Genomic DNA, 11,677 nt, shown 5'->3' with positions numbered 1-11,677 from the left:
GTATAAAAATTCGTTAGTGCTATCGTAAAGCAATTTATGCTATTTAAAAAGACCTATAGCACAATAGACGACAGGTCATGACGCCCTGATACTCTATCTTAAATAGGGCTTTAGGGATGGATTTTATAGAGGGAGTTCAGTAGTATAAATAAAGGCCTACCTCTCATTACAAGGATGTTACTTATGTCACTCTCATCTACTAAGGACTTTCGCTTGCAAGAATTGTCGACTAGTACCTTACTTGTCAGTATTTTGGCGGCTCTAAGTTTAAGCGCTTGCAGCTCACAGCAAAGCGTCGCGACGGCTAGCGACAATAGCAGCCGCATGATAGAAAGTGAAGTTTCAGTGACTTCTGCGCCGGTTGTAGTGTCAGCGCCAGCATCTCAAGTCAGGCGAAAGGCCACAAACTCGCAAGCGACAAGCCAATCTATGAGCCAGGCCAATGTGCTCTATGATATCTCCTCAGAGCCAGCCATTATTAGACCTGCGCCTATAGTAGTAGAGCAAACCGGTGATAATTACCAAAAAAACATCGCCAATCCTATCAATCGTACGATAGATAATCCAGTAGCGACGCTATCTATCGATACCGACACCGGCAGCTATAGCAATGTGCGCCGCTATCTCAACGAAGGCCAGATGCCGCCTGCCGATGCGGTCAGAATCGAGGAGATGATCAATTATTTCCCTTATGATTTTTCCAATAGTCAGCGTTTAGGGCAAGCGCCATTTGTGGTAGAAACAGAGATTGTCGATTCGCCTTGGGATAGAGTCGATCAGGCCAATCAAATTCTGAAGGTCGGTATCAAAGCTGTCGATCCGGCCCAGTATACCCGTAGCGTGAATACTCAGCTGCCACCGGCCAATTTAGTGTTTTTGGTCGATGTCTCAGGCTCTATGAATTCCTCTGATAAATTGACGCTTGCTAAAGCCACTTTAAACTTACTTGCTAAGCAGCTGCGCGCTGAGGATACTATCAGTATTGTCACTTATTCAGGTAGTACCCGAGTAGCGCTAGCACCGACGAGCGGTGATAAGACAGCCACCATCCAAGCGGCAATCAATAGTCTAAAAGCAGCGGGTAGTACTAATGGCGAGGACGCGCTCAAGCTCGCTTATGAACAAGCCAGTCAAACGTTAAAGAAAGGCAGTATCAATCGTATCTTGATGCTGACCGATGGCGATTTCAATGTCGGCATTAGCGATGTCGATGAGATGCTAGATTTGGTCAAAGCCAATCGCGATCGCGGTATCTCCTTATCCACCTTGGGCTTTGGTCGCGGCAATCTCAACGATTATATGATGGAGCAAATGGCGGATAACGGTAATGGTAATTATAGCTATATAGACAGCTTAAGCGAGGCCAAAAAAGTGTTGGACGATGAATTAAATGCCACCTTCAATACCGTCGCTAGCGATGTGAAGATTCAGCTAGAGTTCAACCCTACACAGGTCGATGAATGGCGTTTAATAGGTTATGAAAATCGTGTATTAGCCGAAGAAGACTTCAATAATGACAAGATTGATGCCGGCGAGTTAGGCGCTGGCAAGGCCGTAGTCGCCTTATTTGAACTTACGCCCAAAGGGGAAAAAGGTGCAACCTCGCCGCGTCGCTATGCTGATAATATAAAAACGGCAACTAGTAATAAAGGTAATAATAAAGAGCTAGGCTTTTTGAAAATTCGCTACAAAGCGACCCCGCAATCATCCTCACAATTGCTGGAGGTGCCAATTGCTACGGTAAATAAAAGAACTTCCTTAATGAGCGCGCATCCCGATACCCAGTTTGCGGTGGCAGTAGCGAGCTTCGGACAGCGTCTACAACAAAGCCCTTATATTAATGACTGGCAGTATCGCGATAGCACCCAGCTTGCCAACCAAAGTCTCAGCTATCAAACGGTCAATGACACTAATGGTCTGCGCCGAGGCTTTGTCGAATTAACGGAGCTTGCGGAAGCTCTACAACCTATAAAAAACAAACAATAGTAGGTAGTAGGAGAGCAGCGATTACCGAAAGCTAGCGTTATTATTCGTGAGCAATTTCAAGGATGGTTGAACAGGAAGACTTTAGTTTGGTAAATATTATTACTACTTTCATTGATGCAGTACTCTTTATCTAACTAATAAGGAATACTTTTGATTAAAATAGTAACCGTCAAGTCAGTTTGCACACGCAAGTAACATTCTTTTATATTGAGTAGTCTGTACAAAGTGTGTATGTTAAGGGTTACGCGGGTGTCCAATCAATTATTTTACCCTTTACTATTTTATTAGGAGCAAGAAGATTATGGAAAATCAAGTAAACTCAACCCGTAATAATAACCCTGTTTGGCTAAAGACTTATGAAGATCTCGGGCTGACTTATGATATCAAAATGCCGCCTGAAAACAGCTCACTTATCGATATCGTCGAAAAGAGCTTCGTCGATTTTAGTAGTAGAACAGCTTTTATTTGCATGGGCTCTTCTATTACCTTCCAAGAAGTAGATGAATATAGCAAGCAAGTCGCTGTTTATCTGCAGTCGCTAGGGCTGACGAAAGGCGACAAAGTAGCCGTCATGATGCCGAACATCTTACAGCTTCCCGTTACCGTTATCGGTGTGCTACGCGCAGGCCTCACCTTAGTTAACGTCAACCCTCTATACACCACCTCAGAGCTTGAGCATCAGCTGACAGATTCAGACGCCAAAGCGCTAATCATGGTCGAAAACTTCGCCAAAACTTACCAAGATATCGGCCGTGACGTCGTTGATAATGTCGTCATCACTGGTATGGGCGATATGATGGGCGCGCTTAAAGGCTTTATGGTCAATACGGTCGTACGCCATGTCAAAAAGATGGTCCCTGATTACAATATTCGTAATAGCATCAGCTTCAAAAACATGCTGAAAAAGAGTCCAGCCCGTAAGTATAAGCGTCCAGATGATATTACTATGAGCGATATCGCTGTACTGCAATATACAGGTGGTACAACTGGAGTCGCTAAAGGCGCTATGCTCACCCATAGAAACTTAATTGCCAACTTAGTGCAAAGTAATACTTTCTTGGGAAGCGCCTTTGATGAGTTTGATAAGCGCGGCGAGCAGCCTGTTATTATGACCGCCCTGCCGCTGTATCATATTTTCTCCTTTACGGTCTGCGGCATGTTCGGTATTTATCGCGGTTGTATTGGTCTATTAGTGCCAAACCCACGTGACTTAGATAGCCTGATGAAAGCTTATGAAGCCAATCCGCCTTCGTTCTTCCCGGCGGTCAATACCTTATTTAACGCGCTTGCCATCAATGAGAAATTCAAAGCCATGGATCATAGCAAACTGCTCGTCTCTATGGGCGGCGGTATGGCAGTACTAAGCTCAACCGCTGAAAAATGGCGTCAAGTGACCGGCAACATTATCCTGCAAGGCTATGGTCTGTCGGAGACCTCTCCAGTATCAACGGCAAACCCAATCAATAGCACCACCTTTACTGGAACTATCGGTGTGCCTATGCCGGGCACTGAAATCGCCATTATCGATGATGAAGGTAATGAAGTCGCGCTAGGCGAGCGCGGTGAGATTGGGGTGCGAGGCCCGCAGGTAATGAAAGGCTATTGGCAGCGTAAAGAGGCCACCGCTGAGGTCATGACTGATGATGGTTATTTCTTAACCGGTGATATCGGTATCATGGGTGAGGATGGCTACGTGACGATTGTGGATCGCAAAAAGAATATGATCTTAGTCTCAGGTTTCAACGTTTATCCGACTGAAGTTGAAGAGGTGATGTCAGGTCATCCTAAAATCGTTGAGTGCGGCGTCATCGGTATCGATAATGGCGAGAGCGGTGAGGTGCCAAAGATCTTTGTGGTGCGTCAAGACGACAGCTTAACCAAAGAAGAAGTATTGAAATATAGCCAAGACAACCTTACTGGCTATAAGCGCCCGCGTTATGTTGAGTTCATCGATGAGCTACCAAAGTCTAACGTAGGCAAGATTTTGCATAAAGATTTGCGTGATATGGAAGCCAAAAACAACGCTTAAGTTAAATTTAGCGAGTGATAAGCTACTATTCAAACCAGGTTAAAAATTTCAGATATTAAATGTCTGATATTAGCAAATAGAGATAAGGTGGCCACGAGCTGCCTTATCTTTTTTTTGTGCCACTTTTTTTGTATCGCAGGGTTTTGCTTAGCGATAGAGAATTTTTAGCAAAAATGCTATAGTCGCTAGCACTAGAATCCTGTAATTTTACTAAATAAAGAGTGCTTTTTAATAATGACATTCTAAATACTACCTTAAATTGACTCATTTAGGACCATTTATGACTGAGAATAACAAGGCTTCATCGCCCGCCATCCAAAATGAATTTCCGACGATACCGAACATACCTAGTGATAGACCTTGGCTCAATGCTTATGAGCGTTATGACATCGATGCTACTATTGACATGCCAGAAGACGATACTTCACTGCTTGATGTTTTTGAGCGCAACTTTCGCCGCTATGGTAAAAAGAGCGCTTATATCTGTATGGGCGCATCAATCAGCTACCAGCAGCTCGATCTCTATAGTCGCCAGATCGCCAGTTATTTACAGTCCCTTGGTCTCAAAAAAGGCGATAAAGTCGGCGTGATGATGCCTAATATTTTGCAGTATCCTATTGTGGCGCTTGGCATCATTCGCGCGGGCATGATCTTAGTCAACGTCAATCCTCTTTATACTAGCCGTGAGCTGTCGCATCAGTTGCATGACAGCGGCGCCAAAGCGTTATTCATCGTTGAGAACTTCGCTAAGACTTATCAAGAAGCTGAGGATAAAGGTCAAGTTAAGCATGTTATCGTCTGTAAATTGGGTGATATGCTCGGAGCGGTCAAAGGAGTAGTCGTTAACTTAGTCGCCCGCCACATCAAAAAAATGATTCCTTCTTATAACCTGCCCAACAGTACCTCATTTAAGCAAGCGCTAAATTCCGTATCCGCTAGCAAATATCAGCGCCCTAATCTCAATCTAAGCGATGTGGCGCTGCTGCAATATACTGGTGGCACAACTGGCGTGGCCAAAGGCGCAATGCTATCGCACGGTAACTTAGTCGCCAATATGCTACAGATCAGTGTACTGATGAATAGTGCTTTTGAGGATGACGCCAATAGCGATGATGTGATTTTAACCGCGTTGCCGCTGTATCATGTCTTCTCATTTATGGTCTGCGGCATGTACGGTATGTACCAAGGCTATACGGGCTTACTGATTCCTAATCCGCGTGATCTCGACGGCTTGATTAAAGAGATGGATAAATATAAGCCTTCCTTTATCCCCGCCGTCAATACTTTATTCAACGGCCTTGTGCATCACGATGATTTTGCAAAACTAGATTTCTCTAATCTAAAAGCAGCTATCGGCGGCGGCATGTCTGTACTCCCAAGCGTTGCTAAAGAATGGCATAAAGTCACAGGCTTACCTATTGTAGAAGGCTATGGCCTGTCTGAAACCTCACCAGTAGTAGCTTTCAATCCAATGACTATTGCCAAATTCACCGGTAAGATAGGTATTCCTGCCTCCAATACCGACATTGTTCTTATCGATGATGATGACAATGAGGTAGCCATCGGTGAGCGCGGCGAGATCTGTGTGAAAGGCCCGCAGGTGATGATAGGCTATCAAAACCGTCCTGATGAGACCGCAGAAACCTTTACCAAAAACGGTTATTTGAAAACCGGCGACATCGGCATTATGGATGAAAAAGGCTTTATCAAAATCGTTGATCGCAAAAAAGATATGATATTGGTCTCAGGCTTTAACGTGTATCCAAACGAGATTGAAGAGGCAATGAGCGAGCACGCTGCGGTAAAAGAGGTCGGAGCTATCGGCATTCCTAATGACGAGCGCGGCGAAGATCCAAAGATTTTTGTGGTCAAAAAAGGCGATGTCACCGAACAAGAGCTTATTGATTTTGGTAAAAAACAACTGACCGGCTACAAGCGTCCTCGCCATGTACAGTTCGTTGATGAGCTGCCAAAGTCCAACGTCGGCAAAATCTTACGTAAAGAGTTACGTAAAATGGAAGGTTTAGAATAAACGGCATGTTCTGCTGTTTGGCATTCATTAAACCCGAATTGCTCATAGAGCCGTACGGCAACGCGCCAATCTTGCTATTAGCGCGCTGCCACGTTAGGATATCTTCTATATTTTATAAGGGATTTTATACCCTTATCGTAACTCTACCTTAGGATACTATATGCGTAATGATAACCGTGAGCTTGACCAACTTCGTTCAATCAGCTTTGAGCGTCACTATACCAAACATGCTGAAGGCTCGGTGTTGGTTAGCTTCGGCGATACCAAAGTGCTCTGTACCGCCAGTGTCGAATCCGGTGTACCGCGCTGGCTAAAAGGTAAAGGTAAAGGCTGGGTGACTGCCGAATATGGTATGCTGCCACGCGCGACCAATACCCGTAACCAGCGCGAAGCGGCGCGCGGTAAGCAGTCGGGTCGTACCCAAGAGATTCAGCGTCTAATCGGTCGTAGCTTGCGCGCGATGATCGATCTTAGCAAGCTGGGCGAAAACACTATCTATCTTGATTGTGATGTGCTGCAAGCGGATGGTGGGACGCGTACCGCAAGTGTCACCGGTGCGGCAGTCGCATTGATCGATGCGTTAGAGAGCCTACAAAAAACCAAAAAGCTCAAAGCGGATCCGCTCATTGGTTTGGTCGCTGCAGTGTCAGTCGGTATGAAGGACGGTCAGGCTTATCTGGATCTCAATTATGAAGAGGATTCTAATTGTGATACCGATCTAAACGTGGTGATGACGCAAAAAGGTGAGTTTATTGAGCTGCAAGGTACTGCTGAAGATAAGCCGTTTACCCGTGCGCAGGCTGATGATATGTTGGCGCTAGCCGAAAAAGGCATCAGCGAGCTAGTCGACTTACAAAAAACAGCTTTAGGCTGGTAAGGTATCTAATTAGCTAGAGGGTTATGCTAGTTATCTTCTAGCTACGGGCCAAATACGAGTTGTTTTATTATTCTGTGACAGGTTGTCTCTATGCTTAAGTTGACTGATGATGGTGCGAAGATTAGCTTACAAGGACAGCCGCCTACTGGTGATAATGGACTATTTTGGTTTGGCTCAGCACTGTTGGTTGGCGCAGTTGGCGTGGCGATGGCGATGAGCCTACTGCCTGAGCGCCTCTCTATTGGCGCTTTGGCGTTACTTATTATTGGTAGCTTTTTCTTTAATAGACAGCGCCAGCAGCGTAAAAAACAGCTCAGCGGCGTTATCAGCAGTGGTGTACTGTGGGTGCGCGCAGGCGAATTGGTTCATGATAGCAATGGCAAGCGCAATTCTATTCAGCTCAGCGAAGGTGATAAGATCACGCTATTCGGTGAACAAATCCAGATTTTAGATGCTAACGATAACCGCAAATACCATATTAGCGGCTTTGATAGCGTACAAGAAGCTAAAGCGGCGCAAGCAATCTTGCAAGGTCAAACGCTGAGCAAACGTCACGTCAATATTAAGATGCAGGATAGCTCAGATTAAAGCTTTGTTTCTCTTTATATCAACTAAATACTTAGCCGCTTTCTTTTTACTTTATATTTATAGATGACAGTGAAAAAGCTCGTCTATATTTTCATTTTCAGCTGTCTTTTTTATTACACCCTCCCTCAATGGATCATAATACCGCTTATCTAGCTTTTATTACTCTTTGTCGGTAATATTGCAGTGATAATACTTGCAGATTCCTATATAAATAGTTTATAACTGAAGTTATTCGCTTTACCTAAGCGGTATCAAACCATTAAGGCTTGATGTTTATTATTAGATATTTACTATTATAAGTACAATGACTATGTTGACAGGGAGTGGGTCATGTCGCGTTTTTCGGTTTGCTCAAATGTATACTTAGCTGGCGCGTCATGCTTAATGGCAGCGTTGTGGATAGCAATGGCAGGCCAAGCTCATGCGGATAGTATGAGCGCACTTATTGCGCAAAAGTCAGCGCAGGCCAGTGCCCGCTATACGCCTTCGTATTCGACAGTGCCAACTGCTACAGTGAGTACTCGTTCTACCATTAAGCGGGCTAATGCTACTCGTAGCGATAGCCTTTATCAATATCCGCAAACCTCTTATCAGCCACAAGTCTTGCCTGCGTTTTTATCCGGCATTTATGATAATGTAGATAGTGAATACTTGCCAATATTGAGCCAAGCTGAAAGCCAAAGTAGTACGGCTGCGCGCGAGGTCATTAGTACCGCACGCACTATGGCGCTCAATGAGCGCGCCATCATTCAAGGCGGCTGCTGGGACTATCTAAATGCAGTATTTAAGAGAGCAGGGGTGACTCGCGATACCGTGCATAAAGGCGTCTATCGACAAGGCCCGTATGCAGCGAGTCACGAGATACAAGCGGGCGACTGGCTGTATTATATTAATCATGGCTATAACGGCGTCGAGCACAGTGGTCTGTTTGTTGGCTGGGTCGATGAGTCCGCTAAGCAAGCATTAATGCTTAGCTACGCTGGTGAAAACCGCCGCGAGCCTGCGCGCTATAAGGTTTATGATCTCAGTAATGTCTATCAGATCATGCGTCCAACTATTTAGCTGCAATTACAGACACTCTTAATGAATACGCGTAAAAAAGCGTCCATAGCTGTATAAGCTGTGAACGCTTTTTAATGATAGCCAATAGTGAGCGCTCTAGAAGGGCTTAACGACCACTAAGATAACAATAATTACTAAGCCAAGTACCGGCACTTCATTGAACCAACGCCAGAAAACATGCGACTTATACTGCGGATTATCAACCAGTTTTTTACGATAAAAGCCGCAAGCGCCATGATAAGCTGAGAGCAAAATGACTAACATTATTTTAACGTGTAACCAGCCCTGAGTCTTATAAACCTCCCAACCCAATCCCACCATCCATAAACCAAATATCCAAGTGGCAATCATCGATGGGGTCATGATGCCGCGGTACAGTTTGCGCTCCATTACGATAAAACGTTCTTGGCTGACAAGATCATCGCTCATGGCATGATAAACAAACAAGCGCGGTAAGTAGAATATCGCGGCAAACCAGCAAACCATAGATATAATATGCGCCGCTTTAATCCAGTTAAAATAATCTGCCATAACTTACTCTCTATTTTCAATACGCTTATCTATAATGCTCTATAAGGGTTTTTACTAGGGCAAAGCGGCTTATTCAGTAAGTAATACTTCTGACTGCTGACCGCTTGCCGCATCAAAAACAGCAACGACTTTTGGGGCTTTAGGCGCTGCTATCTGCGGGGTTAAGCCCAGCTCTTGCATCAATCGGTTGTCATTGGCTTGGCTGGCATTACCTGTGGTTAGCAGCTTGTCGCCATAAAAAAATGAATTAGCGCCCGCCATAAACGCCAATGCTTGCTCGGCATCAGATAAGCTCTCACGCCCTGCTGACAGGCGCACATAGCTTGTCGGACAGCAGATACGCGTCACCGCAATCGTACGAATCCACTCCAGTACCGAGAGCTCGCCCTCGCTTAACACCTTATCACCGAGCGGTGTGCCTTTGATAGGCACTAATAAATTGACAGGGATAGATTCTGGCGCTTTTGGCATCTTTAACAGCTCATGCACCCAATCAATGCGATCGTCTCGGCTCTCTCCCATACCAACGATGTTACCGCTACAGACATGGATACCTGAATTACGGACATGGCTAATGGTGTCTAGTCTGTCATCATAGCTGCGGGTACTAACGACTTGATCGTAATAATTTCTAGAAGTATCGAGGTTATGATTGTAGTAATCAAGCCCAGCATCGGCTAATTGACTTGCCTGCTCTGAATCCAGCATTCCCAAGGTCATACAAGTCTCAAGCCCTAACGCTTTGACCTCCTTTATGAGCTCAATTACATAAGGCATATCTTTATTACTAGGATGCTTCCAAGCCGCTCCCATACAAAACCTGGATGATCCGCTAGCTTTGGCGCGTTTGGCAGCGGCAAGTACTTTATCTACTGCTAAGCGTTTTTCGGCTTGTAATTGGGTCTTATCACGGTGATGGCCAGACTGCGAGCAGTAGCCACAATCCTCAGGGCAGTTGCCGGTCTTAATAGATAGTAAAGTGCTAATTTGCACCTCATTAGCAGTAAAGTTCTCTCTATGAACGCTTTGCGCTTGCAACAATAGATCCATAAGTGGCAAATCAAAGAGTTCTGCTATCTGTGTACGACTATGCTTATGAGCAAAAAGGCGAGTCTGATTCTGGGTGGCGTCGGTTGCTAGAGCAGCGGCTGATTTAGCAGAATGTACGAAGGTAGAAGGTACAAAACTGCTGGTATCATCTGCTTTATCATTAACTGCATTAGGCTCTGAGATACTAAGTAATCCTGCCATAATTAATCCTTTAATTTCTATAGAACGTCAGACCAAAACACAAACCTTAGGTCATAAAAAAAGTTACGGTATCTAGTATACCGTAACCCTAATTAAAATACTTAACGCGAGGAAATAAAGCTACTCAGTCGCTATTTGGCAAAAATTATTTGCCTAGCTTATGTTTAGCGACGCCTACCCAATGCTCCGCAAACTGCTGGGCTTTATAAGCGTAAGGTTTAGCTTTAGTGATATAAGGCTCACACTCTTCTGGGATAGCAGGCACGATGTGCTTAGCAAGCTTATTGAACCACATCATTAGGCTATAATCACCATCAATGCTGAGATTACCTTCTTGTACCGCCGTCATAAAGGCTGGCAAGCTACCTTTCGTTAATAATCTTACGCCCGTCATGGAATCCTTGAATTTGATCGTCAGATCCGCTTTTTCAGCAGAGCCGCTTTTTTGTTCAAATTGACCGTTATCGAAACTAAAGTGACGAGCAATGTCTGCTTCTTCACTAGCGATTTCTATCACCACCTGACGATCAGCTAGTAGCTGTTGAAACTCTTCATTATCACTATCAGCAAGCATGGATAAGCGGTAGCCGACAACTGCGAGCAATACATCTAATGGATCAGACTTGATATCTAAAACAGGAACAGTAAACATAATAAGACTCCTAAGGGTCAGTAAAATAAAGCGTACTTTATAGTAATTATGACTATAAGCATATACTTAAATGATAACTTATGCGTGCAAAGCAATTCATTAGTAGTTGCGTAGAGACCGTTAAGTATCGTGTAACAATAGCTCATTGTTATCTACTGCAGCTCCTGTGTTTTGAGTTGTAGCTTCTTTGGGTGTGATGGCTACTTTTAAGACAATAAAAAATGCGCCGGAGAGTCGCGCATTTTTGAAGTACAAACTAAAAGAGTATCACTCGAAGCGCGGCTGGTAATCGTCATAAATAGGCGAGTGTTCCACATAACGCGCTGCCGCGAGTGCGCGCTCTTGCTCCATCGCTTGACTGACGTCCTCGTAGCGTAGAGCGCGATACAGCACCCAAGCAAATAAGGGCAGCCAACTGATCCCCATCGCTGCCACATATCCATGCCAATCTGAGAGCGATGTCCAGAGCATCAGTCCACTATGCATCATCTCAACAGCTAACCAATAGGCGACGCCGCCCAATACATACCATAGCAGCCAGCGCTGCGAAGAGAGGACAATCGCGACTATGAGACTGGCTAATAAACCATAACCCAACAAAGCGCTCGCATTGCCAGTCACACTTAAGGTCTCAACACTGGCTATAGAAAATACAGTTGATAACATCAT

At 44.7% G+C, this 11,677-nt stretch carries 10 protein-coding genes; 6 read left to right on the top strand and 4 right to left on the bottom strand.

The window, feature by feature from the left end; translation table 11 throughout:
- The first annotated feature begins 183 nt into the window (after positions 1-183).
- The 6 genes from ACTXGJ_RS04320 to ACTXGJ_RS04295 all read left to right on the top strand — a co-directional run bounded on the left by ACTXGJ_RS04320 (position 184) and on the right by ACTXGJ_RS04295 (position 8,574).
- Positions 184-1,986 carry a vWA domain-containing protein gene (locus ACTXGJ_RS04320; protein WP_443565228.1) on the top strand — a complete coding sequence of 601 codons (1,803 nt, stop codon included), beginning with the start codon at positions 184-186 and terminating at the stop codon, positions 1,984-1,986.
- A gap of 301 nt (positions 1,987-2,287) precedes the next feature.
- Entirely contained in the window at positions 2,288-4,015 is a 1,728-nt protein-coding gene (locus ACTXGJ_RS04315; protein ID WP_439241867.1) for an AMP-binding protein, read from the top strand.
- 280 nt (positions 4,016-4,295) lie between these two features.
- Positions 4,296-6,047: an AMP-binding protein gene (locus ACTXGJ_RS04310; RefSeq protein ID WP_443565227.1), complete on the top strand. Its 1,752-nt coding sequence runs from the start codon at positions 4,296-4,298 to the stop codon at positions 6,045-6,047.
- A gap of 160 nt (positions 6,048-6,207) precedes the next feature.
- The gene (rph, locus tag ACTXGJ_RS04305; RefSeq protein ID WP_201558964.1) at positions 6,208-6,924 is read left to right on the top strand and encodes a ribonuclease PH; all 717 of its coding nucleotides are present in this window, start codon (positions 6,208-6,210) and stop codon (positions 6,922-6,924) included.
- 90 nt (positions 6,925-7,014) lie between these two features.
- A complete protein-coding gene (locus ACTXGJ_RS04300) occupies positions 7,015-7,512 on the top strand; it encodes a hypothetical protein (RefSeq protein WP_443565226.1) in 498 nt (165 codons plus the stop codon).
- 330 nt (positions 7,513-7,842) lie between these two features.
- Entirely contained in the window at positions 7,843-8,574 is a 732-nt protein-coding gene (locus tag ACTXGJ_RS04295) for a hypothetical protein (RefSeq protein ID WP_443565224.1), read from the top strand.
- A gap of 96 nt (positions 8,575-8,670) precedes the next feature.
- Here ACTXGJ_RS04295 and hemJ read toward each other — a convergent pair whose 3' ends face one another.
- The 4 genes from hemJ to aciT form a co-directional block, all read right to left on the bottom strand.
- Positions 8,671-9,105, bottom strand: coding sequence for a protoporphyrinogen oxidase HemJ (gene hemJ, locus ACTXGJ_RS04290; protein ID WP_439241857.1), 435 nt, complete (start codon positions 9,103-9,105; stop codon positions 8,671-8,673).
- A 69-nt stretch (positions 9,106-9,174) separates the two neighbouring features.
- Positions 9,175-10,356, bottom strand: a complete 1,182-nt coding sequence (gene bioB / locus ACTXGJ_RS04285) for a biotin synthase BioB (RefSeq protein WP_443565222.1) — start codon at positions 10,354-10,356, stop codon at positions 9,175-9,177.
- A gap of 145 nt (positions 10,357-10,501) precedes the next feature.
- Positions 10,502-11,008: an SCP2 sterol-binding domain-containing protein gene (locus ACTXGJ_RS04280; RefSeq protein ID WP_439241853.1), complete on the bottom strand. Its 507-nt coding sequence runs from the start codon at positions 11,006-11,008 to the stop codon at positions 10,502-10,504.
- A 267-nt stretch (positions 11,009-11,275) separates the two neighbouring features.
- Entirely contained in the window at positions 11,276-11,677 is a 402-nt protein-coding gene (gene aciT, locus ACTXGJ_RS04275; protein WP_439241851.1) for an AciT family ciprofloxacin tolerance protein, read from the bottom strand.

The organism is Psychrobacter sp. 1Y11, assembly GCF_052259045.1.
GTDB lineage: Bacteria > Pseudomonadota > Gammaproteobacteria > Pseudomonadales > Moraxellaceae > Psychrobacter.
The sequence above is the reverse complement of the archived record's forward strand: the minus strand, read 5'-3'. Positions and strand labels throughout refer to the sequence as shown.

Coding starts and splice junctions, on each gene's coding strand:
- ACTXGJ_RS04320 (WP_443565228.1), top strand. CDS start 184: ATGTCACTCTCATCTACTAAGGACTTTCGCTTGCAAGAATTGTCGACT.
- ACTXGJ_RS04315 (WP_439241867.1), top strand. CDS start 2,288: ATGGAAAATCAAGTAAACTCAACCCGTAATAATAACCCTGTTTGGCTA.
- ACTXGJ_RS04310 (WP_443565227.1), top strand. CDS start 4,296: ATGACTGAGAATAACAAGGCTTCATCGCCCGCCATCCAAAATGAATTT.
- rph (WP_201558964.1), top strand. CDS start 6,208: ATGCGTAATGATAACCGTGAGCTTGACCAACTTCGTTCAATCAGCTTT.
- ACTXGJ_RS04300 (WP_443565226.1), top strand. CDS start 7,015: ATGCTTAAGTTGACTGATGATGGTGCGAAGATTAGCTTACAAGGACAG.
- ACTXGJ_RS04295 (WP_443565224.1), top strand. CDS start 7,843: ATGTCGCGTTTTTCGGTTTGCTCAAATGTATACTTAGCTGGCGCGTCA.
- hemJ (WP_439241857.1), bottom strand. CDS start 9,105: ATGGCAGATTATTTTAACTGGATTAAAGCGGCGCATATTATATCTATG.
- bioB (WP_443565222.1), bottom strand. CDS start 10,356: ATGGCAGGATTACTTAGTATCTCAGAGCCTAATGCAGTTAATGATAAA.
- ACTXGJ_RS04280 (WP_439241853.1), bottom strand. CDS start 11,008: ATGTTTACTGTTCCTGTTTTAGATATCAAGTCTGATCCATTAGATGTA.
- aciT (WP_439241851.1), bottom strand. CDS start 11,677: ATGATGTTATCAACTGTATTTTCTATAGCCAGTGTTGAGACCTTAAGT.